Genomic DNA, 26,289 nt, shown 5'->3' with positions numbered 1-26,289 from the left:
CCTTAGATGTTGTCCCAGTAGGTGTTGCGCTGCGGGGTTTGGGTGGGGTCGATGTGCTTTGGCATGATCACGTGGGGCAGTCCCTTGTAGTTGACGACCTTGATGATCCCAGCCTGCTCCGCAGTGTGGTCATTGCGGCACATCAGCGACCCGGAACCGATCCTGGTCCGGCACCCGCCCTTCCAGCCCCCGCCCTCGAAATGGTGGACGTCGCAGTTTTCCGGTGGTTCGGTGCACCCGGGAACGATGCAGCCCTTGTCCCGGCAGATGATCCCATCGCGGAGGTAGTCGGGGTAGAAGCGGCTGGCCCTGCCCAGATCCAATATCTGGCTCTCACCGCCAAACACGACCGGGATTATGTCGGCTTCAGTTAGCAGTCGTCGCAGCTCGCCCGGAGTGAGCCTCACGCCGTGCGTGGTGATTCCATGGGCCGTCGCCAGATCCCGCAGGTCATCGAGCTGCATGAAGACCATTAGCTGCGGTCGGATGGCCTTGGTCTTGGCGGTTCCCGAACCATTCTGCCGAATGAGGGTCATCATCGCGTTCATTCGCCGCATGGGGACCGGAACCTGCAGATCGATCTGTTCGGCCGGCGAAAGGCCCTCGGTATTCTCCGGAATCTGGGCACCAGTTGGCCCGGCCGCAGATCCTGTTTCCCCGGTTTCGTCCACCGCCCACGGGGGAGGGGGATCGGTGGGCTGCAGCCAGCTGGGTGTTTGCGTGCTGTCCACTGCCGGATTCGCTTCCCGTCCGGCCAAGTTCTCTTCATCCGGCTGCCGGGTGCGGGCTGCGGCACCGGCCTTGGTCCGGGGATTGTCGGCCTGCGCCACCAGGGAGCGCATGAAGCCGGCATCGGAGCCGCGCACCCGCAGGACGTACTCGTCGACCCCGTTGATGCTGCGGCGTTTGAACAACCCCAGTTCCGGGGTGGCGGCCTCGGCGTTTTCCTCCTTGTACTTCTTGACCAGTTCGTTCACCTGCTTCTTCGCGGTGCGCGGCTCATTGCCCTCCAGGATCTGCACCGCGCGTTCTTCCAGCGACGGCCCATCTTGCTGCCGGGCGGCAGGCGGCAAGGGGGCTCCCTCGCCGATGGTGTCCTTGGGCTCCAGCCTGTTCAGGCTGCGGGCCGTTTGGAGGGTCGCGCGCGGATCAACCGCGGGATCCTGGTAGGTGGTGCCCAACTGCTCGAAACGCGGTGTGGTGAGCGTTCCGGCAATGGTGACCCGCCCGATGACCAGGTGCGCGTCATTGAGCATGCCCTCGGCCTCGAAATAGGTGATTCGCAACCAGGCGGCCAGGAAATCCGCCGTGGTCTTGTAGCAGGGCCGGCCGGCGGCATACCTGGCCGGCCGCGAGTAGTCGGTCCTGCCCTCGCGCAGGTCGTCGTACTCTTCCAGGTCCAGTGTGTGGGCACCGGTGGCTTCGGCCAGCAGGGCCAGCTCCAGCCGGGCGCGGCTGATGCGGTGCGAGAGGCTTTCAACTATGCTGCCCATTTCGGCGGCAACGCGGGGGTCGGAACGGTGGGTGGCCGCCTGCAGCACGTTGTCCAGGATTTCCAGATTCAGCCGTGCCGTTTCGGCCAGCACTTGCCCCGATAATCGGGAACCGCCGGCCGCAGCGGCCCGGCGCAGCGCCTCCATTGCGGAGGCCAGGGAGATGGTGTTCATGGACCCAGTCTCGGTGCCGCCCAACGTCGGGGCTTCCAAGAAGCGGCGGGTTGGGGATAAACGCCTTCCGGCGCCGGAAGAGACGTGGCTGGACCAGGCGGGCGGTGCCGCGCGAGGGCGGCGGTGCCTCAATGGTGTCCGGGAGCAACGGGATGAGCCGGCGGGCCCCGGTGCACGCCAAGAGCGGAATTCATGTCATGTTCGCCGAAATCCGGCGGCGTGTGACCGGCTTCATGATAGACAAGGACTATGGCTACTACTGCAATTGATGGAAACCCAGTCCAGACCGTAGGCGAGCTGCCGGCCGTTGGCGCCAAGGCTCCCGAATTCACCCTGACCGGCACCGATCTTCAGGACGTGACCAGCGCGTCCCTGGCCGGCCGCCGCGTCGTGCTGAACATCTTCCCGTCGGTGGACACCGGCGTCTGCGCCGCCAGCGTACGCCGCTTCAACGAACTGGCCTCGGGCCTGGAGAACACCACCGTGGTGTGCGCCTCCAAGGACCTGCCGATGGCCCTGGGCCGCTTCTGCGGTGCCGAGGGCCTGGAGAACGTGGTCGCCGCCTCGGCGTTCCGTTCCAGCTTCGGCGAGGACTACGGCGTCACCCAGGCCGACGGCCCGCTGCGCGGCCTGCTGGCCCGCACCGTGATCATCCTGGATGAGGAGGGCAAGGTGATCTACAGCCAGCTGGTTCCGGAGATCAAGACCGAACCGGACTACGACGCCGCGATCGCCGCGCTGAGCTAAGCCCGGCAGCCAAGGAAACCGGCGCCCACACCCCTGTGCTTCAGGGGCGTGGGCGCCGGTTCGCGTTAATCGGTGCGCGGCGGCCTTTGGCCGGGGCAGGGTGCATGCTTAGAGCGGTCGTCCTTGGCGGAAGACCTGAAGCAGCTCCAGGTCCTGGTCGACCACCAGCACATCGGCGCTCCGTCCGCTGCGCAGGGCACCGGCGGTGTCCTGCAGGCCCAGCAACCGGGCCGGGACCGCCGTCGCGGAGAGCAGGGCCTGCTCCAGCGGCACCCCACCGGCCACCGCCCGGCGCACGACATCCAGCAGGGTGGCGGTGCCCCCGGCCAGCGAGCCGTCCGAGCTGAGCCGGGCCTGCCCGTCGGCGACGGTGACCTGCTGCGGGCCCAGCTCATAGTTCCCGTCCGCCAGCCCGGTGGCGGCCATCGAATCGGTGACCAGCACGATGTTCGCGGCCCCCACCAGGGTGAACACCATGCGCACGGTGTCCGGGTCCAGATGCACCCCGTCGGCGATGAGCTCCACCACCGCCTGGCCCTGCCGGGCCTGTTCCAGGCAGGCGGCCAGCGGCCCGGGGCTGCGGTGATGCAGCGGCGGCATGCCGTTGAACAGGTGCGTCACCGTGGGGGTGGAGGGCATCGAGGCGTGGGCGCTCAGCCGGCGGTGGGCGTGGCGCAGCGAGTTGGCGGCTTGCGCGGTGCTCGAATCGGTGTGTCCAAGGGAGGGCAGCACGCCCAGGTCGACCAGCTGCCCGATCAGCTCGCTGCTGCCAGCGCGTTCCGGGGCGTAGGTCATGGTGCGCAGCGTGCCGCGGCAGGCGGCGGCCAGATCGGCAACGAAGCGGGGATCGGGATCGCCCAGGTAGCGCGGATCCTGCGCGCCGCAGCGCGCCTCGGAGAGGAAAGGTCCCTCGGCGTGGATGCCGGCCAGCAGCCCGGCCTCGACGAAGTCGGCCAGGGTGGCCGCGGCCTGCAGCATCGTGCCGCGCTCCGCGGTGACCAGGGAGCCAAGCAGCGTGGTGGTTCCGGCGCGGTGCAGGAAGTCGATGGCCTGGGCCACGGGGCCCGGCTGGGCGTTGGGGAAGTCGGCACCCACCGCGCCGTGGCAGTGCAGGTCGATCAGCCCGGGCAGCAGCTGGGCGCCCTCTGGCACCGGCCGGACGGTGAACGCCGCGGCATCGGCCCGGGCCAGGAACTGCGCGCGCGTGCCGGAAAAGGCGATGCGCTCGCCGGTGACGGCCAGCGCCCCGTCCGGCACGTGGGATCCGTCGGTGTGCAGGGGCGCGAAGATGACAAAACTGGTGCTGGGCATGGGATTAGTTTAGCGCCGGGGGTACCGCGTCCCGGGTGCCGGGGCGCTGGATGACCCGTGCTGCGGGCAGGGCGGGCAGGCGGGTGGGCGGTGCATGCCTTTCCTTGCGCGGAAGTACGACGTATACTCGTCTTAGATCGTTTCTGATTGTTAAACGGTAGAAACAATCATAAATAAGCATCACTGAGGTGAGTTGCACGCTCTGCGGAAGAATCGTGCCTGAAAGGTGGAGAACAATGAGTGAGAACACTGTGCCCGGGGCACATATGGAAGCCGAACTGCTCTCGCAGCCGGAGATGTGGACCCGGGCGGTCAGCCAGCAGCAGGCCGAGGACCTGCTGCCGGCCCCCGGCCAGAAGGTCGCGGTCGTGGGCTGCGGCACCTCCTGGTTCATGGCCGAAGCCTATGCGGCGGCCCGTGAGGCCGCCGGGTTGGGCGTGACCGACGCCTTCGCCGCCTCCGAGGCCCCGCTGGCCACGCGCGACTACGATGCGCTGGTGGCCATCACCCGCTCCGGCACCACCTCCGAGGTGCTGGACCTGCTGGAGCGGTTCGGCGGCCGGCTGCGCACCATCGCCCTGGTCGGTGACATCGACTCGCCGATCGCCTCCAAGGTCGATGCGATGATCGCCCTGCCGTACGCCGATGAGCAGTCGGTGGTGCAGACCCGCTTCGCCACCACTGCCCTGGCCTACCTGCTCTCCAGCACCGGGATGGACCTGGAGCCGGCCATCGCCCAGGCCACCGAGCTGCTGGGGCAGGAAACCGAGCAGGCGCTGATCGACGCGGAGCAGTTCACCTTCCTGGGCCGCGGCTACAGCGTCGGGCTGGCCCATGAGGCGGCGCTGAAGATGCGTGAAGCCGTGCAGGGCTGGACCGAGGCCTACCCGGCCATGGACTACCGCCACGGCCCGATCTCGATCGCCGCTGCGAACCGGGTGACCTGGATGCTCGGGGAGCAGCCCGAGGGCCTGGACCAGCAGCTGGCGCCCACCGGCGCGCTCTACCTGAACCGGGACCTGCATCCGCTGGCCGAGCTCGCCCAGATCCACAAGGTCACCCTGGACCGGGCCCGCGCGCGCGGAATGAATCCGGACACCCCGCGCAACCTGACCCGTTCGGTCATCCTGGAGCACTAGCAAATGGGTACCGGGCACTACCTGGTCTTCGACGTCGGCGGCACCGATGTGAAGGCGGGCCTGGCCGACGCCGGCGGCCAGCTGCACCACGTGCGGCGCCAGCCCACGGCCATCGCCGCACCGGGCGAGGATCCGGCGGCCGTGCTGATCGAACAGCTGGCCACCCTGGCCGGGACGCTGCGCCAGACCGCGCACGAGCCGCCGCGGGCGGTGGGCCTGGCCGTGTGCGGGCTGGTCGACGCCCCGGCCGGCATCGGGCGCTATTCGGCGAACCTGGGCTGGGTGGATGCACCGCTGCGCCAGATGGCGCAGGACGCGCTGGGCCTGCCGGTCGGCTTCGGACACGATGTGGCCACCGCCGCCCGCGCCGAACTGGAGCTGGGCGCCGGGGCCCAGGACCCGCAGTTGCGCCGCAACAGTGCCCTGCTGATCATCGGCACCGGCATCGCCTCCACCCTGGTGGTCGAGGGGCAGGTGGTCAGCTCCGAAGGGTACGCCGGGGAACTGGGCCACGCCCAGGTGCCCGGCGGGCTGCCGTGCAAGTGCGGGGCCACCGGCTGCCTGGAAACCATCGCCTCGGCCGGGGCCATTGCCCGGCTCTACAGCCAGCAGGCCAGCGCCGTGCCCGGGGCAGAGCAGGTGTTCGCCGCCCGGGCGGCCGGGGACAGCATCGCCGGGCAGGTGATCGAGCAGGCCATCGAGGCGCTGAGCTTCACCCTGGCCCAGCTGTGCGCCACCACCGCCCCCTACGGGATTGTCATCGGCGGGGGACTGGCCCAGGCCGGCCCTCCCTTCTTTGCCGAACTGGGCCAGGCGCTGGAACGCCGGTTGTCCTTCCACCGCCGCCCGCGCCTGGTTCCGGCCGCCCTGGGCGCCGACGCCGGGCTGCAGGGCGCCTGGCTGCTGGCCCGCCAGACCACCACCACGGGAGGGACCCCATGATCCTGACGCTTACCCCCAACCCGGCGATCGACGAGAGCTACCAGGTTCCCGGGATCACCCTGGACACCAGCCACCGAGTGCCGATGCCGCTGTGGCGGGCCGGGGGCAAGGGGATCAACGTCGCCCGGGTGCTTGAACAGCTCGGCTACCGCGCCCTGGCGCTTTTTCCCAGCGGCGGGACCAGCGGCGAGGCGCTGTGCTCCGAACTGCGGGCCGCACACCTGGCCCACCACGCGGTTCCGGTGTCCGGGCAGACCCGGCGTTCGATGGCGTTCCATGACCCGCAGGCCAACACCACCACGCTGTTCAACCAAAGCGGTGAGCCGCTGCGCCAGGAGGACATCCAGGCGCTGGAAAACGAGTTCATTCGGCTGCTGCCCACCTGCCGGGCGGTGACGATCAACGGGTCCTGGCCCCCACACACCCCCGCGGACCTGCTGCCGCGGCTGATCACCGCGGCCCGGCGGGCCGGGGTGTGGGTGCTGGCCGATGCCAGCGGCGAGGCGCTGCTGCAGGCCGCCCGGGCCGGTGCGGTGCTCAAGCCCAATGAGCATGAGCTGCGCGAGGCCACCGGGTGCAGCAGCCTGTCTCAGGGGGCCCGGCAGCTGCTGGAGCTGGGCGCCCCCGCCGTTTTCGCCAGCGCCGGGGCCGACGGGCTCTACCACTTCGCCCCTTCGCAACCGGTGACCCACGCACTGTTGCCGCAGGCGTTGAGCGGCAACCCCACCGGGGCCGGGGATTCGGCGGTGGCCGCGCTGGCGGCCAGCGCCCTGCAGGGCCTGGAGATCGAGCCGACGCTGCGCCGGGCCGTGGCCTGGTCCGCGGCCACGGTGCTGATGCCCACCGCCGGGGCGGTGCACCCCAGCTACCAGCAGCTGGCCCGGGAGGTCATCTGCCAAACCCTGTCCACCGACGCACACCACTAAGGAACCGCATGCCACTTGTACCCACCGCCCAGATCATGGACCAGGCCGTTCGCGCGGCGCGCGGGCAGGGCGCGTTTAACGTCATCCACCTGGAGACCGCGCAGGCCCTGATCACCGCCGCCGAGCAGGCCGCCGTGCCGGTGATCCTGCAGATCAGCGAAAACTGCATGAAGTACCACGGCTCACTGGCGCCGCTGACCCTGGCCTGCAAGGCGCTGGCCGAGGAGTCCAGCGCCGAAATCGCGCTGCACCTGGACCACGCCGAGGATGAGGCCCTGGCCTACCAGGCGATCGAGCTGGGTTTCGGTTCGGTGATGTTTGACGGGGCGAAGCTGGAATTCGAGCAGAACGTGGCCGCCACCGCCCGGGTGGTGGCCGCGGCCCGCGAGGCCGGGGTCTATGTCGAGGCCGAGCTGGGGGAGATCGGCGGCAAGGACGGGGCCCACGCCCCCGGGGTGCGCACCGACCCGCAGGAGGCCGCGCTGTTCGTGCAGCGCACCGGGGTCGACGCCCTGGCGGTGGCCGTGGGATCCTCGCACGCCATGACCGAACGCAGTGCCAACCTGGACTTGGAGCTCATCGACCGGCTGGCGCGGCACCTGGAGGTTCCGCTGGTCCTGCATGGCTCCTCAGGGGTGCCCGATGCCGTCCTGCAGGAGGGCATCCGCGCCGGGCTGCGCAAGATCAACGTCTCCACGCACCTGAACGGCTTCTTCACCCGAGCGGTGCGCCAATGGCTGGATGAGAACCCCGCCGGGGTCGATTCGCGCAAGTACCTGGCGGCGGGACGCTCGGCGTTGTCCCGGGAAGCTGCCCGGCTGCTGGGCCTCTTCGCGGGCGCGTGAGCAGTTCTGATTCTTTGGTGCGCCAGTTGCCGGAATGGAACACCGAACCCTTGACGTGAGATAGATAACATCTCATAATCGTGAGTAACCTGATTTTTACTGATTTATTTCAGTACAAAAAATCTAGAATCACTCACTCGCATCGCAGGGGACTGGCAATGAAACGCACCAAACGGACAACACTGCTGGCTTTGTCTGCCATCGGGGCCCTGGCCCTGAGCAGCTGCGGATTTTCCGACAAGCCCGCCGAAGGCGGCGGGGGCGAGGGCGGGGAGGCCGTGACCCTGCAGATGCTGGTCCCGACCTACTCCACCGGCACCAAGGGCCTGTGGGAAGGGGTCATCAAGGACTTCGAAGCCGAACACGAGAACATCACCGTGAACCTCGAGGTGCAGTCCTGGGAAAACATCGAAAGCGTGCTGAAGACCAAGCTGCAGGGCAACCAGGCGCCGGATATCTACAACGGCGGAGCGTTCGCCGAATTCGCCGCCGAGGAACTGCTGGCCCCGGCCAGCGACATCGCTTCGCAGGAGACCCTGGCCGACTTCCAGGAAAGCTTCGCCGAGGCCGAGAAGTACGAGGGCACCCAGTACGGGCTGCCGCTGATTGCCTCGGCCCGCGCGTTGTTCTACAACAAGGACCTGATGGAGGAGGCCGGGGTTTCCCAGGTGCCCGGCACCTGGGATGAACTGCATGAGGCATCCAAGAAGATCAGCGAAAAGACCAAGGCCTCGGGCTACGGTATGCCGCTGGGCAGTGAAGAGGCCCAGGGCGAGAGCCTGATCTGGTTCGCCGGCAACGGTGGCAACTTCGGCACCGACGAACAGATCCAGGTCGACACCCCGGCCAACCTGGAAGCCGCGCAGTTCATGAAGAAGATGATCGATGACGGGGTGACGCAGAAGGACCCGGGTGCGACCCAGCGCACCCCGATGCTCAACACCTTCATCCAGGGCAAGATCGGCTTCGCCTACGGCCTGCCGCAGACCGTGGGCCAGATCGAGGACGAGAACCCGGACCTGAACTACGGCATCGCGCCGGTGGCCACCAAGACCGGGGACCCGGCCACCCTGGGCGTGGCCGACCGGCTGATGTCCTTCAGCGCCGATGAGGCGAAGAAGGAAGCGGTAGGCGAGTTCATGGACTACTTCTTCTCCTCCGAGGTCTACACCGACTGGGTCTCCACCGAGGGCTTCCTGCCCACCACGAAGTCGGGGTCCGAGGCCATGGCCGGGGATGAAACGCTCAAGCCGTTCCTGGACCTGCTGCCCAACGCCGTGTTCTACCCGACCACCAACCCGGCCTGGAACGCCACCGACGGTGCGTTCAAGTCCCTGATGGGTGAACTGGGAACCGGCAAGTCGGCCGAGGACGTGCTGAAGTCGATCCAGGCCAAGGCCGACGCCGCACGCTAACCGGCGGCAAACCACACCGATCCATGGCGGAGGCCCGGCGCTCGCAACACCAGGCCTCCGCCATTGTCGATTCCCCATCCCGCCACCGGCCCGCCCTACCGGCATCGGCAACCGCCACCGCCCGCTGCACCGCCCCGGCTGCCAGGGCGCCGGCGGGAGGGGACCAAGGAGCTAACCATGAGTGCACCACCCGTGCTCACTGCGGTTGAGCCGGCCAAACGCCGGCCCACCAGTGGGAACCAGTCCTTCTTCAGCTCACTGCCGTGGATCGGCCCGGCGCTGCTGCTGATCCTGGCCATGGTCGCCTTCCCGGCCGGCTACATGATCTTCAACTCCACCCGCAAGATCTCCCAGGTCGGCACGGACCTGCATTCGGTGGGGCTGGCAAACTTCGTGACCGTCTTCCAGGACCCGGCGCTGCCGCGAATCCTGCTGAACACCTTCGTGTGGGTGGTTTCCGTCGTGGGAATCACCGTGCTGCTCTCCCTGGCACTGGCCCAGTTCCTGAACAAGCCGTTCCCGGGACGAACGATCGTGCGCATGGCCGTGATCGTGCCCTGGGCGGCGTCGGTGGTCATGACCACCACCGTGTTCTACTACGGCCTGGACCCGAACTACGGGATCTTCAACAAGTTCCTGATGGACGTGGGGGTCCTGGATGAGGGGTTCGGCTGGACGAAGTCCGCGGTGCCGGCGATGTTCGTCTCGGTGATCGTGGCGATCTTCGTGTCGATCCCGTTCACCACCTACACGCTGCTGGCCGGGCTGCAGTCAATCCCCCAGGAGACGCTTGAGGCGGCCCGCGTGGATGGGGCCGGGCGCTGGCAGACCTACCTGTTCGTCATCCTGCCCCAGCTGCGTTCCGCGCTGGCGGTCTCGGTGCTGATCAACATCATCAACGTATTCAACAACCTGCCGATCCTGAAGGTGATGACCGGTTCGATCCCCGGAACGAACGCCGACACCCTGATGACCTACATCTTCAAGGTGCTGCAGTTCGACCGGCGCCTGGACATCTCCTCGGCCCTGTCGGTCGTGAACTTCGCGGTGGTGGTGCTCATCGTGGCGATCTACGTCAAGACCGTCAAGCCCATGAAGGAGGTCTGAGGTGGCACTGCTGGACGCCGCGGACCGCGCGCCGCGCAAGGTGGTCATCACCCGCATGGTCGTGGGGCTGCTGATCGCGGCCCTGTTCCTGATCCCGTACGCGACGATGTTCATCGGTTCGCTGAAGACCCAGAGCGAGATCCTCTCCATTCCGCCCTCCTATCTGCCCCAGGCCGGGGCGCAGTGGTCGAACTACGCCTCGATGTGGGACACCCCGGAGACCCCGGTGCCCTACAACCTGGTTTCCACGATCGTGATCTCGGTGTTTGCGACCCTGCTGGTGCTGCTGGTGGCGACCCCGGCCGCGTACTTCACCGCCCGGTTCAAGTTCCCGGGCAAGATGGTGTTCATGTTCCTGGTGATCGTCACCCAGATGCTGCAGCCGGCGGTGCTCACCGCGGGATTGTTCAAGCAGATGCTGGCCTGGAACATCCACGACACGTGGCTGGCGATGATCCTGATCAACGCCGCGTTCAATCTGGCGTTCGCGGTGTGGATCATGCACTCCTTCTTCGCCGCGGTGCCCCGTTCCATTGACGAGGCGGCGCAGATTGACGGGGCCGGGAAGCTGCGGGTGCTGTTCACCATCAACCTGCCGCTGGTGTGGCCCGGGATCGTGACCGCGGTGATCTTCACGTTCATTTCCTGCTGGAATGAATTCGCCGCCTCCCTGGTGATCCTGTCCACCGCCGAGAACCAGCCGCTGAGCGTGGCGCTGACCAAGTTCATCGGGCAGTACGCCACCGCCTGGCAGTACGTGTTCGGGGTTTCGATCGTGGCGATCGTGCCGGTGATCATCCTGTTCGCGTTGATTGAAAAGCGGCTGATCGGCGGGTTGGCGGCCGGTGCCGTGAAGTAGCGTGACCGGCGCGGCGCCGCGCTTTTGGCAGTTGGCGCCGGTGCGGTGTTGACTTAATCAACGGGCGCGTGTCCCCGCCGGGGGCGGCAGGCGGCGCCCGATCGCAGGCAGGGCGGCAGGAGGAACCAGGGAGAATGAAGCGCGAGGAGCGGCTGAACCACGTGCTGGATTTGCTGGCCCGGCACGGGAAGATCGATGTTGAGCAGATCGTGGAGCAGCTGGGGGTATCCGCGGCCACCGCCCGGCGTGACCTGGATTCGCTGGCGGCGGCCTCCCTGCTCACCCGCACCCACGGCGGGGCGGTCTCCAGCACCGTGGCCTACGACCTGCCCGCCCGCTACCAGAACGATTCGCGCGACGATGAGAAGGCGCAGATCGCCCGGGCGGCGGCGGCGATGGTGCGCCCGGACATGGTGGTTGGGCTTTCGGGCGGGACCACCACCAAGGCGATCGCCCACGAGCTGGGGATGCGCCAGGACCTGATCGGGGAGCCGGGGCGCATCACCCTGACGGTGGTGACCAACGCCGTGAACATTGCCGGGCTGCTGGCGGTGCGCCCGCACATCCGGGTGATGGTCACCGGCGGGGTGCTCAATGCCCGGTCCTATGAACTGGTCGGGCCGATGGCGCAGGCGGCGCTGGGCAAGATCACCATGGATTTGTGCTTCGTGGGGGTCAACGGGCTGGACCCGCGGCTGGGGCCGATGGTCTCGGATGAGATGGAGGCGGCGGTCAACGAGCTGATGGTCGCCCAGTCCCGGGACAGCTACCTGGTGCTGGACTCCTCCAAGGTGGGCACCCGCTCCTTTGTCATCCTGGACACCGCTAACCTCACCGGCATGATCACCGACCGGCAGCTGGATGCCGGCCAGCTTGCGGCCCTGGATGCGGCCGGGCTGAAGGTGCTCACCGCCTAGGGTGCCGCCCGCTGCGCGGCGCACCGCCCGGCGTGGGGCCTAGCCGCGTGCGGCGGCGGCCGCCGCCATGCGCAGGCGCGGGCCGATTTTGCGCAGCAGCTTGTCCAGCCGCGGATGATCGGTGCGCGCAATGGCGTCGCTGAAGCGCTCCAGGCTCATCAGCCCCAGCCAGATCCTGGCCCGGCGGGCCTGCCCGGGATCCGGAGCGACCTGGTCGATCAGGTCCTGGCCGTGCCACAGGCACAAGTAGGCGGTGTTCAGCGCCGGGTCCCAGGCCGCGGCCAGGTCCCAGTCCAGGATCCCAATCAGCTCCCCGTCGACCCAGTGCATGTTGTGCCCGGCCAGGTCCCCGTGCACCAGGCCCGGGGGCACCTGGGCCAGTTCGGGCAGCTGCTCCCACAGGGTGAGGGCCGCCGGGCGCAGCTCGAGCGGCAGCGCATCGTGGCTGGCCTGGCGGCGCTCGGTGGTCCACGGCCCGCCGAACGCGAACGGTTCGGCCAGCAGCGGGCGCAGCGTGTCGAGCTCTACCTCGGCCAGGGCATCGACCACCCGGCGCAGGATGCACGCATCGCCCCGGTGCGGTGGGTGCGCGGTGCCGGGAATGTAGCGCATCGCCACCGCCGCCAGCCCTTGCGCGTCAGTGGCGATCGGGCCCAGCGCGGTGGGCACCTGCCAGGCAAGGCGTTCGGAGACGGCCCGGTGCAGGGCCACGCTGCGGGGCATGGCCGCGCTGGCCTGCGGGGTGCGGGCCATGCGGATCACCGCCTGCTCGTTGCCCAGCAGCACCCGGTGGAACTGCCCGCCTTCCTCCACCCGGGCCCCTTGCCAGGACAGCTGCGGGGCCAGGCGCCGGGCCAGGGCCAGCTCGGCATCGGTGGCGGCTCGACTCACGGGTTCTCCCTTGGTATGTGGTGGGCGGGGCGGCGCCCGGACCTGCGGGCCGAGCGGTTCCAACGCTATCGCAGCCACCGCGGTGCTTCAGCCCAGGCACAGCGGGCACGCATAGGATCAAGGGGTGCAAAGCAATCTGGCAGACGGCCCGCGGCAGGCGGGGCCGCTGAAATTCGAGATCTTTTTGGTGCTGGCGCTGTCGCTGGGCCAAAGCGCGGTGTATTCGATCGTCAGCTTCCTGGACAAGGTGACCCGCGCGCCGCTGGGTGAGCAGACCACCTCGATGAACAACCCGCTCAGCGCCCGGCCCTGGTTCGATCTGACCTACCAGCTGCTGGACATCGCCTTCGCCCTGGTGCCGGTGGCGCTGGCGCTGTACTTCATGGCGCGCAGTCTGGGGCTCGGGCCGCGGCAGGTGGGGTTCGATTTGCGCCGGCCCGGCCGAGACGCGGCCTGGGGCGCCGGCTTGTTCCTGGCGATGGGGCTGGGCACCCTGGGCCTGTACGCGGTGGGGCGGGCGCTGGGGCTGACCACCGCGCTGTCGGTGGCGAACCTGGAGGGGTATTGGTGGACGGTGCCGGTGCTGCTGCTGTCCGCGGCCCGCCACGCGGTGCTGGAGGAGGTGCTCATGCTGGCCTTCCTCTTCGCCCACGGCCGGGCGCTGAAGATCGCCCCCTGGGCGCTGCTTCTGGGGTCGGCGCTGCTGCGCGGCAGCTACCACCTGTACCAGGGATTCGGGCCGTTCATCGGCAACGCGGTGATGGGCGCCGTGTTCGGTTGGGTGTACCTGCGGTGGGGGCGGGTGATGCCGCTGGTGATCGCGCACTTCCTGCTCGACGCGGTGGGCTTTGTGGGCTTCGCGCTGATCGGTCCGGCGATCGGGATCGGCGGCTGAGCCGGCCGCCCGGCCTTTGCGCCGCGGCGCCGGCGGGTTAACGGATCAGGGGCAGGGGGCGAACCCTCGCGGTTCACGCCCTGCCCCTATATCCGTGCGTCCTTGGCTACAGCACGACCTCGCCCTTGGGGGTCTGGAAGGTGACCGAGAGGATGCCCGGGGTCCCGTTGGGGGACTGGTAGCTCATGGTGACCTCGCCCAGCTGCACCTCATCGGGCTTGCCCAGCCACTCCAGCACCCGGTCGCGGGAGCCGGCGATGGTGATCTCATCGATGAAGCCCACCGGGTCCAGGGCGCGGGAAGGGTGCAGGTCCTCGGTGCCGTCGTCCCAGCGCAGCAGGTAGGGCACCTGCGGGTCGGCGATCAGGCCCTTGATGCCGATCTGCTGCCAGGTCAGTTCGCGCCCGTCGGGGAACTTGCGGTTGCCCGGCACGGCCTGGCGGCCCAGCCGTTGCTCGGCCTGGCCCATCTCATCCAGGGACACGCACCAGCCCATCCATCCCCCGCCCAGTTCGGAGCGGGCGCGCACGGCCTGCCCGAAGGGGGCCTTGAGGCTTGCCGGGTGGTCCAGCACCTCGACGACTTCCAGGTACTGGTTGTGCTGCAGCGGAAAAATTACATTGCGAGTTCCGAATCGTGGGTGGATCCCACCCTTGACGAACTCCAGGCCCAGGGTCTGGGAGATGCGTTCGGCGGTTTCCATCAGCCCATCGGGGCCACATGCATACGAAACGTGATCTAGCCTCATCATGCGATCATCATGCCATTTTTGTGATCCAAGTCTCGACTTAGGGTCGCCTAATTATTTCTCCAGGTGTTGACGTTCCGGCCCGAACGTGCCAAGTGCGGCGCAAGGGGTGCGCTGTTGTGTGACCGATTGCGACGCCGCGGACGCAGCGCCGATTGCATCGTCCGCCGCGCCTGCGGCACACTGGTGGCAGGTCATGAGTCCCAGCTACGAGCCCCGGCTTGCTGGGCGGCAACCCTCCAACCGCGGTGGGGTGCCCCGGGTGAAGACCTGGCCCTGCACACCTAGGTGTGCCAAGGACAAGCGCGGGTTACACCCTGAGAACTCACCGGCCACCGGCCTCTTAGGGTGAATTTCAGTGGTGTACCCCCGAATAGTCAACGAACTATGGGAGGAAAACCATGAGCGAAAACTGGTCATTCGAGACCCGTCAGATCCACGCCGGGCAAAGCCCGGACCCGCACACCGGGGCCCGGGCCCTGCCGATCTACCAGACCACGTCCTTCGAATTCCCCACCGCGCAGACCGCGGCCGAGCGCTTTGCGCTGCAGGACCTGGGTCCGATCTACACCCGCATCGGCAACCCCACCCAGGAGGCGGTGGAGAACCGGATCGCCAGCCTGGAGGGCGGGGTGGGCGCCCTGCTGCTGGCCTCCGGGCAGGCGGCCACCACGTTCGCGATCCTGAACCTGGCCGAGGCGGGGGACCACATCGTGGCCAGCCCCAGCCTCTACGGGGGCACCCAGAACCTGTTCAAGCACACGCTGCGCAAGCTGGGAATCGAGGTCAGCTTCGTGGCCGACCCGGACGACCTGCAGGGGTGGCGCGCCGCGATCCGCCCGAACACCAAGGCGCTGTTCGGCGAGGTGGTCTCCAACCCGCGCCAGGACGTGCTGGACATTGCGGCGATCGCGGACATCGCCCACGCGGCCGGCGTGCCGCTGCTGGTGGACAACACCCTGTCCACCCCCTACCTGATCCGCCCGATCGAGTCCGGCGCGGACATCGTCATCCACTCGGCCACGAAGTACCTGGGCGGGCACGGCACCGCGATCGCCGGGGTGATCGTGGATTCGGGCAACTTCGACTTCGGGGCCGACCCGCAGAAGTTCCCGGGCTTCAACACCCCGGATGAGTCCTACAACAACCTGGTCTTCGCCCGCGACCTGGGCGTGGACGGCGCACTGGGGGCGAACCTGGCCTACATCCTCAAGGCGCGGGTGCAGCTGCTGCGCGACCTGGGTTCGGCCGTGTCCCCCTTCAACGCGTTCTTGATCGCCCAGGGCCTGGAAACCCTGTCCCTGCGCATGGAGCGCCACGTGGCCAACGCGGTCCAGGTGGCCCGCTGGCTGGAGGCGCACCCGCAGGTGCAGCAGGTCTCCTACGCCGGGCTGCCCTCCTCCCCGTGGTACGAACGCGGACGCAAGTACGGGCCGAACGGGGTGGGCGCGATCGTCTCCTTCGACGTGGCCGGCGGGGCCGCGGCCGGCCAGGCGTTCGCCGATGCGCTGGTGCTGCATTCGAACGTGGCCAACCTGGGGGACGTGCGCTCCCTGGTGGTGCACCCGGCCTCCACCACCCACGCCCAGCTCAGCGACGCCGAGCAGCTGGCCGCGGGGGTGCGTCCGGGGCTGGTGCGCCTGAGCGTGGGGCTGGAGAACGTCAAGGACATCCTGGCCGACCTGGAACTGGGCTTCGCGGCCGTGGCCGCCCGCCAGACCGACGAGACCCTGGCCGAAGCGCGCTAAGCCGATGACTGCGATCGCAAGGACCGGGCGGCCGGCCACCCGCACCGCCGTGCACGGCATGAGGCGCCGAGCGGCGGTGGGGGAGTATGGCTTTGAAACCGGCGGCTACCTGCCGCAGGTGGAGCTGGCCTACGAAACCTGGGGGGAACTGGACGCACAGGGCTCCAACGCGGTGCTGATCACCCACGCGCTGACCGGCGATGCCCACGTCAGCCGCGGGGACTCGGACTTCGACGGCTGGTGGGAGGACTTCGTGGGCCCCGGCAAGCCGATCGACACCAACCGCTACCACGTGGTGGCGGCGAACATCGTCGGCGGCTGCAACGGCAGCACCGGGCCGGGCAGCCTGGACGCCAACGGGCGGGCCTGGGGTTCGCGTTTCCCGTTCACCACCATCAAGGACTCGGTGCACCTGGAGGCCCGGCTGGCCGACGCGCTGGGGATCGAGACCTGGCACGCGGTGATCGGCGGGTCGATGGGCGGGGCACGGGCCCTGGAGTGGGCCGTGCTCTACCCGCACCGGGTGCGCAACCTGGTGGTGATGGCCGCCTGCGCGCAGGCCAGCGCCGAACAGATCGCCTTCGCCCAGGTGCAAAGCGAATCGATCCGGCTGGACCCGCACTTCGCCAATGGGGACTACTACCACACCGGGCGGGCGCCGGACGCCGGGCTCGGGGTGGCCCGGCGCCTGGCGCACGTCACCTACCGTTCCGAGGCCGAGCTGCAGCAGCGCTTCGGACGCAGGGGGCAGGGCCAGGAGGACCCGCTGGGATCGGCCAGCTGGCCGCGCGGACGCTACATGGTCGAAAGCTACCTGGACCACCAGGCGGCCAAGCTGTCCCGGCGTTTTGACGCGAACAGCTACCTGGTGCTCACCGAGGCGCTGATGAGCCACGACGTGGCCCGCGGGTTCGGCTCGCTGGAGCACGCCCTGGCCCGGCTGGCCGGGGTGAACACGGTGATCGCCGCGGTGCGCAGCGACCGGCTCTACCTGCCCGAGCAGTCCGAGCAGCTGGCCGCGCTGATTCCCGGCGCCGCGCCGGTGCACTACATCGACTCGCCGATCGGCCACGACGGGTTCCTGACCGACGCGGTGCAGCTGGCCGGGGTGCTGGCCGAGCGCGTGTTCGCCTAGCCGCCCTGCGACGCAGCAGCTTTTTTGCGCGCGCCGGGACATCCACCAGTATGCGGTGGATGTCCCGGCGCGCACTGCGTTAAAGGGCCCGGATCGTGCGGCGGCGGTGCCGTCCCCGCGGTGGGCGGCCCACCGCGGGGGCGGACCCCCATAGACTTATCGGGTGCCTTTAGAGAATCCTGGATTTCAAGCCTCCATCACGCCGCGCCAGTGGCTGTCCCTGTTCCGCCGGCCCTGGTTCCTGCTGGGCCTGGCCGCCGCGCTGGGGATCGTGCTGCTGGCCTCCCCGCTGTACGGGCTGGACTTCCGGGTGTACCGCGAAGGGGCGAAGGTGCTGTTCGCCGGGCTGAACGAGCGTTCCTTGTATGACCCGATGCCGCAGGAGCTGGGCACCCGGGGCCTGCCGTTCACCTACCCGCCGTTCGCCGCCGCCTTGTTCCTGCCCTTCGCGCTGCTGCCCGCGACGCTGGGCATGGTGCTGATCACCGCCACCACGCTGCTGTGCCTGGTGGGGGCCGCGCTCTTGGCGGTCGGCTACATGCACCGCCACGGGGCGCTGGGCTGGTTCGCCCACACCCAGCTCCGCCGCGGCCTGGCGGTGCTGCTGGCCATCACGCTGATCGGGGTGAGCGGGCCCTGGCGGGACAGCCTGGACTTCGGGCAGATCAACGCGATGATCATGGCGTTGATCGTGATCGACGTGGTGCGCCCGGGCCGCTGGCTGCCGCGCGGGGTGCTGATCGGGGTGGCCGCCGGGATCAAGCTCACGCCCCTGGCATTCGGGCTGATCTTCCTGGCCCGCCGGGATCTGCGGTCGCTGTTCGGGATGGCCGGCGGGTTCGCCGCCACCATCGCCATCGGCTGGCTGGTGGCCGGAGGCGAGTCGATGACGTTCTGGTCCTCGCTGCTGGAATCGGCCACCCGGGTCGGGGACCCGGCCGCGATGTACAACCTGTCGCTGAACTCGCTGCTGTTCCACCTTGGGCTCGAGGGCAGCGCCCAGAAGCTGGCCTGGGCGGCGGCCTGCCTGGGCATGGTGCTCCTGGGGTACGCGGCGATCCGCCTCGCGCAGCGGCGCGGAGACGTGCTGGCCGCGATCAGCGTCAACGCGCTGGTGATGCTGGCGATCTCCCCGGTGTCCTGGTTCCACCACTGGGTGTGGATCGCGTTGGGGCTGCCGGTGGTGTGGGTGGCCGCCTGGCGCCGCCGCGGGATCGCCCGCGCCCTGGGCCGGGGCCTGTGCCTGGTGCTGGTGCTGGCGTTCTCGCTCTCCTCCTACGCCTGGACGATCCTGGTGGCCGGGAAGATCTTCAATTCCGGGCCCTGGGGCTGGGAGATGTATTCCAGCCTCGGGCTGCTGGCCTCGCTCACCGCCGTGGCCGGGGCGCTGGTCACCCGCCCGCAACCCGCGCCGCCCGCGAACGCGGAGGCCGGGGCCGGCGCCGGAACGGTGCCCGCCAACCAGCGGCCGGGCACCGGCGGCTAAAGGCCGGGTAAACCGGCAAAAGTCCTGCCGGGCACCTTCCAAAAGGTGCCCGGCAGGACTTTTTCGCATTCGCCTGCCGGCTGGCGCCGGCGGCAGCTACTTCCCGGCGCCCAGGGATTCGTTCGGGGCCGGTTCGGTGAACGGGGTGGGTTCCGGGCGCTTGGGGGTGATCCCGTCCCCGGAGGACTGGTGGCGCAGCCGGCGCAGCACCCACGGGGCCAGGTGTTCACGCGCCCAATGCAGGTCCTCCAGCCGGGCGGTGCGCCAGGTGCGGGTGTCCGGCTCGAAGTTCACCTCAAGATCCAGGGTGTGCGGCACGTTCAGCGCGTCCAGGGCCATCGCGGCAATCCGCTGGTGCCCGAGCGGGGAGAAGTGCAGCCGGTCCTCGGACCACATGGCCGGGTGGTGCAGTTCGCGCAGCGCCCACATGTCGGCCACGATCGCATCATGGCGGGCGGCCACGGTACGGATGTTCTCGTTGTAGATCGCCACCCGGCCGCGGATTCCGCCCAGCACCGGGGTGTCACGGATGTCCGGGCCGTTGAAGATCAGCAAGGTGGCCCCCGAGGCGGCCAGGGCCCCGACCGCTGCATCGAGCTGCTCGGCGATCCGGTCCGGGTCCCCGCCGGGGCGCAGCACGTCGTTGCCGCCGGCGCAGATGCTGATCAAGTCGGGCTTTAGGGCGATCGCCGGGTCAATCTGCTCCTCGACGATCTGGGCGATCAGTCGTCCGCGGATGGCCAGGTTCGCGTAGGCGAAGTCCTCGACGCTGGAGCTGAGCTGTTCGGCCACCCGGTCGGCCCAGCCGCGGTGGCGTCCCGGGTTGTTCTCATCCGGGTCCCCGATGCCCTCGGTGAAGGAATCACCCAGCGCCACATAGCGGCGCCAGGGATGGGGGCCGGGGTTGCCGGTGCTGGCTGGTTCTACGTCTGGATTCTGTGACACACACAGTATGTTACTAGTCAGTCACCTACAGTCAATGGCCGGGCCCCGATCCCGGGCTGCGCTAGGCTGGTGGGCATTATGGACCCGATGACTTCCGCCCCCGTTGCCCTGATTTCCCGTTCCGAAACCGAGCGGGCCGGCACCCCGCTGCTGGTGCTGCTGCACGGCTATGGCTCCAATGAACAGGACCTGATGGGGCTGCTGCGCCTGCTGCCCGAGGAATTCACCTATCTTTCGGTGCGCGCCCCGCTGCCCGCCGGCCCCGGATACTCCTGGTTCCCGCTGAACCAGGACATCGACTATTCGCTGGATGCGGTGGAGACCAGCGTCCAGGCGCTGTGGCAGTTCCTGGCCCCGCAGCTGCAGCAGCATTCCTCGCTCAGCCTGCTGGGCTTCTCCCAGGGCATGGCGATGGCGACCTCGCTGGCCCGCTACCGGCGGGAGGCGGTCACCGCGGTGGTGGGCCTCTCGGGATTTGTGGTCCAGGCGCCGGATTCGCAGGTCTTTGACGACGCCAAGCTCAAGGCCGACCCGCTGCCGCTGTTCTGGGGCAGGGACGTGGCCGACCCGGTGATCACCCCGCAGAAGGTGGAGTACACCATGGGCTGGGTGCAGCAGCACGCTAAGCTGACCCACCACACCTACCCGCAGATCCAGCACTCGGTGTGCGCCGAGGAGCTGGCCGACGTCAGCGCGTTCCTGCGCGCCCACGTGCTCCAGCAGGCCAAGTAGCCGCAGCTAACCGGCGCGCTGCACCTGCACGCACTGCCCGTGCACGCACACGGTTTCGCCCCCGCGCAGCTGGGCGCCGCGCCGGGTCTCCACCTGGCCGTCCACGGTGACCAGGCCCTCGGCTATCAGCTCCTTGGCATCCAGGCCGTCCTCGGCCAGGTTCGCCAGCTTCAGCAGCTGGCCCAGGCGGATGGATTCGTCGCGGATTTGGATGGGGAAGATCTCTTCGCTGCTCATGCCTCCATTCTCGCCCATCCCGGCGCCGGGCGGGGCACCGCGGCCCGGAAGGTGAGTTCCACATCTCACGTGAGCTACTCAATGCGGTGCCCCGGGGATGGGGAGGATAGGCTGGGAGGGTATGTTTTTCCCCCTGCGGACCGCAACCAGCGGCCTCGTGAGTACCCATGGAGTTGATATGGCGCCACAGTCCAAGCTTGATCAAGTCATTTCCCTCGCCAAGCGGCGCGGTTTCGTCTTCCAGGCCGGTGAAATCTACGGCGGTTCCCGCTCCGCATGGGACTACGGGCCCCTGGGCACGGAACTGAAGGAGAACATCAAGCGCCAGTGGTGGCAGGCATTCGTGCGCGGCCGCGAGGACATGGTGGGCCTGGACTCCTCAATCATCCTGCCCAAGGCCGTCTGGGAGGCCTCCGGGCACGTGGCCACGTTCACCGACCCGCTGGTGGAGTGCACCAACTGCCACAAGCGCCACCGTCAGGACCACCTGATCGAGGCGTTCGAGGCTAAGAAGGGCCGCGCCCCGAAGGACGGGATGAGCGAGATCGCCTGCCCGGACTGCGGAACCAAGGGCCAGTTCACCGAACCGCAGCTGTTCTCCGGCCTGGTCAAAACGTACCTGGGCCCGGTGGACAACGAGGCCGGGCTGCACTACATGCGCCCGGAAACCGCGCAGGGCATCTTCGTGAACTTCGCCAACGTGCTCACCGCCAGCCGCAAGAAGCCGCCGTTCGGCATCGGGCAGATCGGCAAGGCGTTCCGCAACGAGATCACCCCGGGCAACTTCATCTTCCGCACCCGCGAGTTCGAGCAGATGGAGATCGAGTACTTCACCGCCCCGGAGGAGGCCAAGGAGCACTTCGACGCGTGGGTGGAGACCTGCTGGAACTGGTTCCTGGACCTGGGCATCAACGAGGAGAACCTGCGCCGCTTCGACGTGCCCGAAGACGAACGCGCCCACTACTCGGAGGCGACCATCGACTTCGAGTACCGCTTCGGCTTCGCCGGCTCGGAGTGGGGTGAGCTGATGGGCGTGGCCAACCGCACCGACTACGACCTGGCCTCGCACACCAAGGCCTCCGGCGTGGACCTGAGCTACTTCAACCAGGCCACCGGCCAGCGCTACACCCCGTACGTGATCGAACCGTCCTTCGGGCTGACCCGTTCGATGATGGCCTTCCTGGTCGACGCGTACACCGAGGACGAGGCCCCGAACACCAAGGGCGGGGTGGACAAGCGCACGGTGCTCAAGCTCGACCCGCGCCTGGCCCCGGTCAAGGCCGCCGTGCTGCCGCTGAGCCGCAACGCCGAGCTGTCCCCGAAGGCCAAGGAGCTGGCCAGCGAGCTGCGCCGCCGCTGGAACATCGACTTCGACGACGCCGGGGCGATCGGGCGCCGCTACCGCCGCCAGGATGAGATCGGCACCCCGTTCTGCATCACCGTGGACTTCGACACCCTGGAGGACCAGGCCGTGACGATCCGCGAACGCGACACCATGGCCCAGGAGCGCATCGCGCTGGATAAGGTCACCACCTACCTGTCCGAGCGGCTGAACGGGGCCTAGGGCAATGGCAGAGGTGAACTTCCGCCCCTGGCGTGCCGGCGATGACCTGCAGCTGCTGCAGGTCTTCGGCGACCCGCGCTCCCCGCAGGCCCACCAGGACCGCACCATGCTGCGCGCGGACTCCGACGCGCCGTTCTCCCGCTGCCTGGTGGCCACCGTCCAGGACGTGGCCGTGGGCGCCGGGGTGGTGTTCGCCTCCTCCCTGCACCCGCAGCGGCTGTGGCTGTTCGTGGAAATCGCCCCGGCCAACCGCCGGCAGGGCATTGGCCGGGAACTGGTCCGGCGGCTGCGCGCACTCATCCCGGGCGACCAGCCCGGCGAGCTCAAGGCCCGCTACACGGTGACCCCGGGGGACGCGGCCGAGGCCGCCGCCGGGTTCTGCGCGGCACTGGGGCTGAAGGAGATCCAGGTGTCCCGCGATGTGATCCTGGAGCCCGGGGCGCTGGCCGAACCGGACTTTGAAACCAACGAGCGGGTGATCGAGGACCTGGCCACCGGCAGCGTGGAGCTGACCAAGCTGGTCATGGACTTCTACAACGCCACCCACCAGTGGGACCCGGCGCAGATGACGCTGGGTTCGGCGCAGCGGATGCTGCTTGATGAGCACACCGGGGCGCAGGCCGCCCTGGTGCTGCGCGACCGGCCCAAGGCCCAGGGCGGGAACATCCTGGCCTTCGCGGTCAGCTACCTCCCGGCCCGGGAGAATGCGCCCAGCGACGTGCTGGTTGGGCACAACCCGGCGTTCAGCGACGAGGACGTGGCCGAGGCGGTGCGGGACATGGTGGCGATGCTGATCCACCAGTACCCGGTGAAACTGGAGGTCGACTCCTCGATGTTCGTGCTCTCCTCCCTGGTGGACGCACTGGCCGGGGTGGAGCAGGCCACGGTCATCTCCACCACCCACATCCTGGCCTCCGACGCCTAGCTCCGGCTGCCCGGAGGCAGGAGAACAACAGCGGGACCCGAACATTCGGGTCCCGCTGTTGTTTCAGGCCTCCGGCGTGGGCCTGGGCGCTACTTCCAGCCGAGCTGGCGCACCACCTGGCTCAGGTTCGTCATGACCTCTTCGTTGTACTCCACCCCCAGCTGGTTGGGCAGGGCGAAGAGCAGGTAGTCGGCCTCGTTCATGGCCGCATCCCGGTCGAATTGTTCGGCCAGCTCATCCAGCGACCCGGAATAGGTGGGTCCGGAGCGGGCCCGGCGTCCGTCGAGCACCCCCACCGAGTCCCCGGCCTCGCGCCGCCCGAAATACAGTTCGTCCAGGTCGGTGATGACCGGGAAGGCGCTGCGGGTCACCGCGGTCATCCCGCCGGTGCTGTGCCCGGAGTCCGCGTAGGACTGCCGGTACTGCTTGAGCTGATCGGCCTGGGTCAGGTGGAAGGGGCGCCCGTCATCCTCCAGCAGCAGCGTGGAGGAGAGCAGGTTCATGCCCTCCTGGCCGGCCCAGACGCCCGAGCCGATGGTCGCCGCGCCCCACCAGATCCGGTTGCTCAGCCCCGGGGAGACCGGCGCGATCGGCACCAGCTCATCACCCTGGCTGGGATGGGCGATGCCCTGCCCGGCGATGGCGGTCCGGAAGCGTTCGGCCCGTTCCCGGGTGTTCTGCGACCAGTCCTGCCCCTCGGGCAGCTCGAAGCCGAACTGCTGCGGCCCATCCACGACGGCAGAGGGCGCGCCGCGGCTGATGCCCAGCTGCAGGCGGCCATTGGAGACCGCGTCCACGATCCCGGCCTCCTCGGCCATGTACAGCGGATTCTCATAGCGCATATCGTGGTTACAACACTCGTCCACGTAAGCTTGGTTGCATGGTCGAACTGGTAGCGCTGAGGAAGACGAACGAGGTGGCGGCCTACGTCCGCGCCTCCATGGACCGCAAGGGCGACCGCTGGACGGTCGATACGCAACTGAGGAAGATCAGGGCACTGGCCGAGGCCAAGGACTGGACCGTGGTCGAGGTCTACGAGGACAACGCGGTGTCGGCGACGAAGAAGCGTCGAGCTGGTACCCGCTGGGCCGAGATGCTGGACGACGCCCGAGCAGGTCGGTTCTCGATGGTCGTCGCCGTGGACATGGACCGACTGCTGCGGAGCACGAAGGACCTCAACACGCTGATCGACCTCGGCCTGCGCGTCGTCACAGTGGACGGCGAGATCGATCTCTCGACAGCAGATGGAGAGTTTCGGGCGACGATGCTCGCAGCACTCGCCCGGTTCGAGGCACGGCGGAAGGCGGAGCGGCAGATCAGGTCGAACGAGCGCCGACGTGCCGAGGGCATCCCCGCGTCCACATGGAAGGCGTTCGGCTGGACGAGGGAGGGCGAAGTGATCGAGGAGGAGGCCGCCGCCGTCCGGCGGGCCTTCGACGCGTTCCTCGGCGAGCCATCGCTGTCGATCCGGCGCATCCGAGAGGACCTGAACAACGCCGGTCATCTCACCGCGCGCGGGTCCGAGTTCTCCGTCGATGCCGTGCGGTACCTGCTGGCGAACTCGCTCTACGCTGGCTTCATCCGCCACTACAAGACCGGCGAGCTGTACCCGGTGCAGGGCGAGGCGTTCCCGCCCATCGTCGGCGAGCAGACGTGGCGGGCCGCGGTGGCGAAGCTGGAGGACAACGTGCGGAGGTCGGCGAGGCAGGGCAATCAGCCGAAGTACCTCCTGTCCACGATCGGCCTCTGTGGGAAGTGCGGCGCGACGCTCGTCTCGGGGACAAATAGCCGCAAGCAGCCGACGTACCGCTGTGGCGAGCAGTTCCACCTCACCCGCCAGCGCGAGCCCGTCGATGCGATGGTCACCGAGGCGGTGCTCACGCGCCTGTCGTCCGTGGACGTGCACGACCTCGTGATGCCGCAGGAGGACGACGGGCCGGATCGCGAGGAACTGCTGACCGAGCGGAACGCCCTGGTCGAGCGTGTGAAAGAGCTGAGCCCGCTGCTGCGCGACATCCATCAGCCGGTCCTGGAGATCACCGCGGCGATCAACGACGTGAAGGCCCGCATCGATGAGATCGACACGGAGCTGCTGGACCGCTCGGTGTCGGTGGCGGCGAAGCTGCTGGCGGGCGTGGAGGAGGCGGTCGGCACCGCGGAGCGTCGTGAGGTCGTCGAGTCGAAGTGGAAGGCGTTGGACATGGACCGTCGCCGGATGCTCGTGGACGAGCTGGTGACGGTGACCATCGAGCCCATAATGCCGGGTCACGTGAAGTTCGACCCCGATCTCGTGCGGATCGAGCCGAGAAGCGACTGACTCATGACTCGACTCGTCATTGCACTGGTGAGTCGAGTCATGGGAGAATGGTTGCAGACAAGAAGATCCCACCGGGGCCGCGACTTAGAAGCGCGGGGTTCTGCTCCCGGATGAGTAGCCGGTCAAACAGCCCAATTACCGTGGCGGGGAACCGGAAGATACTCATGTCTGAGGACTTCCGATGTCTGTCGTTATCGACGTCCCCCGCGCATCCGCGCTCGACCACCCTCGCCTCGATCAGGGCTCCACTCCTTCGCCGCAGGCAGACGGCCACGATCCCGTCATCGCCGCCGCCCGTGCCGCTGGCCGCCGAGCCGGTGAGCGCCTGGCACTCACTCCGCTGACCCCGCGCCAGCGCGCCGCCGTTGCCTCTGTGATGGGTGGTGGTCGCTGATGAGCGCGAACTCCGCCGCCTTCGATCACCTGACCGGCTTCCGCTGGCGTCAGGGCGACCCGTCCCTCGCCGACGCCGAGGCCCAGCTCTACGACCTCGGCGTGCTCCGCTCCGTACTGGAGGAGGCGGTCGAGATCGCCGTCGCCGACGCCCGCGCCGACGGGGTGACCTGGGCCAGGATCGGCGACGCGCTCGGCGTCACGCATCAGGCTGTCATCAAGCGCTACGGCCGGGGCGGTGGTCGCTGATGTACGCCGACGCACGCAACCTCAGCACCGCTCCCACCGACCTGACCCCGCCCGGAGGGCCTGGCCTGGCACCCGCCGAAGGCGGGCTGCCCGTCGTCGTGATGACTGCCCGTAGCCGTGCTTCGCACTCCAAGAGTTACGAGACCCTC

Annotated in this window: 26 protein-coding genes and 1 riboswitch; of the genes, 19 read left to right on the top strand and 7 right to left on the bottom strand. The window is 68.6% G+C overall.

The window, feature by feature from the left end:
- Positions 1–2: 2 nt before the first annotated feature.
- On the bottom strand, positions 3–1,667 hold the full coding sequence (locus FDN03_RS06615) for an HNH endonuclease signature motif containing protein (RefSeq protein WP_138175267.1): 1,665 nt from the start codon (positions 1,665–1,667) through the stop codon (positions 3–5).
- 249 nt (positions 1,668–1,916) lie between these two features.
- On the opposite strand from FDN03_RS06615, the gene tpx reads away from it, so the two are divergent.
- Positions 1,917–2,414 carry a thiol peroxidase gene (tpx, locus tag FDN03_RS06610; protein WP_138175265.1) on the top strand — a complete coding sequence of 166 codons (498 nt, stop codon included), beginning with the start codon at positions 1,917–1,919 and terminating at the stop codon, positions 2,412–2,414.
- Positions 2,415–2,522: 108 nt separating this feature from the next.
- Here the strand turns inward: tpx and FDN03_RS06605 are convergent, their stop codons facing one another.
- On the bottom strand, positions 2,523–3,725 hold the full coding sequence (locus FDN03_RS06605) for an N-acetylglucosamine-6-phosphate deacetylase (protein ID WP_138175263.1): 1,203 nt from the start codon (positions 3,723–3,725) through the stop codon (positions 2,523–2,525).
- Between the two features lie 236 nt (positions 3,726–3,961).
- Between FDN03_RS06605 and FDN03_RS06600 the strand changes: the two genes are divergently transcribed.
- The 8 genes from FDN03_RS06600 to FDN03_RS06565 all read left to right on the top strand — a co-directional run bounded on the left by FDN03_RS06600 (position 3,962) and on the right by FDN03_RS06565 (position 11,875).
- The gene (locus FDN03_RS06600) at positions 3,962–4,864 is read left to right on the top strand and encodes a sugar isomerase (protein ID WP_138175261.1); all 903 of its coding nucleotides are present in this window, start codon (positions 3,962–3,964) and stop codon (positions 4,862–4,864) included.
- A gap of 3 nt (positions 4,865–4,867) precedes the next feature.
- Complete coding sequence (locus FDN03_RS06595; RefSeq protein WP_138175259.1) at positions 4,868–5,806, top strand: ROK family protein; 939 nt, start codon at positions 4,868–4,870, stop codon at positions 5,804–5,806.
- Complete coding sequence (locus FDN03_RS06590) at positions 5,803–6,732, top strand: 1-phosphofructokinase family hexose kinase (RefSeq protein ID WP_138175257.1); 930 nt, start codon at positions 5,803–5,805, stop codon at positions 6,730–6,732. The genes FDN03_RS06595 and FDN03_RS06590 overlap by 4 nt, the downstream gene beginning before the upstream one ends.
- Positions 6,733–6,740: 8 nt before the next feature.
- Positions 6,741–7,577, top strand: a complete 837-nt coding sequence (locus FDN03_RS06585) for a class II fructose-bisphosphate aldolase (RefSeq protein ID WP_138175255.1) — start codon at positions 6,741–6,743, stop codon at positions 7,575–7,577.
- Between the two features lie 158 nt (positions 7,578–7,735).
- On the top strand, positions 7,736–8,992 hold the full coding sequence (locus FDN03_RS06580) for an extracellular solute-binding protein (protein ID WP_138175253.1): 1,257 nt from the start codon (positions 7,736–7,738) through the stop codon (positions 8,990–8,992).
- 177 nt (positions 8,993–9,169) lie between these two features.
- Positions 9,170–10,099: a sugar ABC transporter permease gene (locus FDN03_RS06575; protein ID WP_138175251.1), complete on the top strand. Its 930-nt coding sequence runs from the start codon at positions 9,170–9,172 to the stop codon at positions 10,097–10,099.
- Between the two features lies 1 nt (position 10,100).
- Positions 10,101–10,958: a carbohydrate ABC transporter permease gene (locus FDN03_RS06570; protein WP_249354385.1), complete on the top strand. Its 858-nt coding sequence runs from the start codon at positions 10,101–10,103 to the stop codon at positions 10,956–10,958.
- A gap of 134 nt (positions 10,959–11,092) precedes the next feature.
- Positions 11,093–11,875 (top strand): DeoR/GlpR family DNA-binding transcription regulator, encoded by a 783-nt coding sequence (locus FDN03_RS06565; RefSeq protein WP_138175249.1) that lies wholly within the window; start codon positions 11,093–11,095, stop codon positions 11,873–11,875.
- A 39-nt stretch (positions 11,876–11,914) separates the two neighbouring features.
- On the opposite strand, the gene FDN03_RS06560 is transcribed toward FDN03_RS06565, so the two are convergent.
- A complete protein-coding gene (locus FDN03_RS06560) occupies positions 11,915–12,766 on the bottom strand; it encodes an aminoglycoside phosphotransferase family protein (protein WP_138175247.1) in 852 nt (283 codons plus the stop codon).
- Positions 12,767–12,890: 124 nt separating this feature from the next.
- On the opposite strand from FDN03_RS06560, the gene FDN03_RS06555 reads away from it, so the two are divergent.
- The gene (locus FDN03_RS06555) at positions 12,891–13,661 is read left to right on the top strand and encodes a CPBP family intramembrane glutamic endopeptidase (protein ID WP_249354383.1); all 771 of its coding nucleotides are present in this window, start codon (positions 12,891–12,893) and stop codon (positions 13,659–13,661) included.
- Positions 13,662–13,767: 106 nt separating this feature from the next.
- On the opposite strand, the gene FDN03_RS06550 is transcribed toward FDN03_RS06555, so the two are convergent.
- Positions 13,768–14,412 carry a VOC family protein gene (locus FDN03_RS06550; RefSeq protein WP_138175245.1) on the bottom strand — a complete coding sequence of 215 codons (645 nt, stop codon included), beginning with the start codon at positions 14,410–14,412 and terminating at the stop codon, positions 13,768–13,770.
- A gap of 189 nt (positions 14,413–14,601) precedes the next feature.
- Positions 14,602–14,721: riboswitch (SAM riboswitch) on the top strand.
- A gap of 89 nt (positions 14,722–14,810) precedes the next feature.
- On the opposite strand from FDN03_RS06550, the gene FDN03_RS06545 reads away from it, so the two are divergent.
- From FDN03_RS06545 to FDN03_RS06535, 3 genes are all read left to right on the top strand, one after another.
- The gene (locus FDN03_RS06545) at positions 14,811–16,157 is read left to right on the top strand and encodes a bifunctional o-acetylhomoserine/o-acetylserine sulfhydrylase (protein ID WP_138175243.1); all 1,347 of its coding nucleotides are present in this window, start codon (positions 14,811–14,813) and stop codon (positions 16,155–16,157) included.
- A 4-nt stretch (positions 16,158–16,161) separates the two neighbouring features.
- Complete coding sequence (locus tag FDN03_RS06540; protein ID WP_138175241.1) at positions 16,162–17,292, top strand: homoserine O-acetyltransferase; 1,131 nt, start codon at positions 16,162–16,164, stop codon at positions 17,290–17,292.
- Between the two features lie 163 nt (positions 17,293–17,455).
- Entirely contained in the window at positions 17,456–18,778 is a 1,323-nt protein-coding gene (locus FDN03_RS06535; protein ID WP_138175239.1) for a glycosyltransferase 87 family protein, read from the top strand.
- A 96-nt stretch (positions 18,779–18,874) separates the two neighbouring features.
- Here the strand turns inward: FDN03_RS06535 and FDN03_RS06530 are convergent, their stop codons facing one another.
- Positions 18,875–19,723, bottom strand: coding sequence for an SGNH/GDSL hydrolase family protein (locus tag FDN03_RS06530; protein ID WP_138175237.1), 849 nt, complete (start codon positions 19,721–19,723; stop codon positions 18,875–18,877).
- An 87-nt stretch (positions 19,724–19,810) separates the two neighbouring features.
- Here FDN03_RS06530 and FDN03_RS06525 point away from each other — a divergent pair, with 87 nt between their 5' ends.
- Positions 19,811–20,455 (top strand): phospholipase, encoded by a 645-nt coding sequence (locus tag FDN03_RS06525; protein ID WP_249354378.1) that lies wholly within the window; start codon positions 19,811–19,813, stop codon positions 20,453–20,455.
- A gap of 6 nt (positions 20,456–20,461) precedes the next feature.
- Here FDN03_RS06525 and FDN03_RS06520 read toward each other — a convergent pair whose 3' ends face one another.
- Positions 20,462–20,692 (bottom strand): RNA-binding S4 domain-containing protein, encoded by a 231-nt coding sequence (locus FDN03_RS06520; protein ID WP_138175232.1) that lies wholly within the window; start codon positions 20,690–20,692, stop codon positions 20,462–20,464.
- Positions 20,693–20,870: 178 nt separating this feature from the next.
- Between FDN03_RS06520 and FDN03_RS06515 the strand changes: the two genes are divergently transcribed.
- Together FDN03_RS06515 and FDN03_RS06510 are read left to right on the top strand one after the other, a co-directional pair.
- The gene (locus tag FDN03_RS06515) at positions 20,871–22,256 is read left to right on the top strand and encodes a glycine--tRNA ligase (protein ID WP_138175230.1); all 1,386 of its coding nucleotides are present in this window, start codon (positions 20,871–20,873) and stop codon (positions 22,254–22,256) included.
- Positions 22,257–22,260: 4 nt separating this feature from the next.
- Complete coding sequence (locus FDN03_RS06510) at positions 22,261–23,181, top strand: GNAT family N-acetyltransferase (protein WP_138175228.1); 921 nt, start codon at positions 22,261–22,263, stop codon at positions 23,179–23,181.
- 89 nt (positions 23,182–23,270) lie between these two features.
- On the opposite strand, the gene FDN03_RS06505 is transcribed toward FDN03_RS06510, so the two are convergent.
- Positions 23,271–24,023, bottom strand: a complete 753-nt coding sequence (locus tag FDN03_RS06505) for an LLM class flavin-dependent oxidoreductase (RefSeq protein ID WP_138175226.1) — start codon at positions 24,021–24,023, stop codon at positions 23,271–23,273.
- Between the two features lie 38 nt (positions 24,024–24,061).
- On the opposite strand from FDN03_RS06505, the gene FDN03_RS06500 reads away from it, so the two are divergent.
- From FDN03_RS06500 to FDN03_RS06490, 3 genes are all read left to right on the top strand, one after another.
- Positions 24,062–25,498 carry a recombinase family protein gene (locus FDN03_RS06500; RefSeq protein WP_068256110.1) on the top strand — a complete coding sequence of 479 codons (1,437 nt, stop codon included), beginning with the start codon at positions 24,062–24,064 and terminating at the stop codon, positions 25,496–25,498.
- 181 nt (positions 25,499–25,679) lie between these two features.
- Positions 25,680–25,892, top strand: coding sequence for a hypothetical protein (locus tag FDN03_RS17020; RefSeq protein ID WP_007321352.1), 213 nt, complete (start codon positions 25,680–25,682; stop codon positions 25,890–25,892).
- On the top strand, positions 25,892–26,140 hold the full coding sequence (locus tag FDN03_RS06490) for a hypothetical protein (RefSeq protein ID WP_007321353.1): 249 nt from the start codon (positions 25,892–25,894) through the stop codon (positions 26,138–26,140). Before FDN03_RS17020 ends, FDN03_RS06490 begins: the two co-directional genes overlap by 1 nt.
- Positions 26,141–26,289: the final 149 nt, after the last annotated feature.

The organism is Glutamicibacter sp. V16R2B1 (genome assembly GCF_005774635.1).
GTDB classification, from domain to species: domain Bacteria; phylum Actinomycetota; class Actinomycetes; order Actinomycetales; family Micrococcaceae; genus Glutamicibacter; species Glutamicibacter creatinolyticus.
This window is presented reverse-complemented; position numbering and strand designations above follow the sequence as displayed.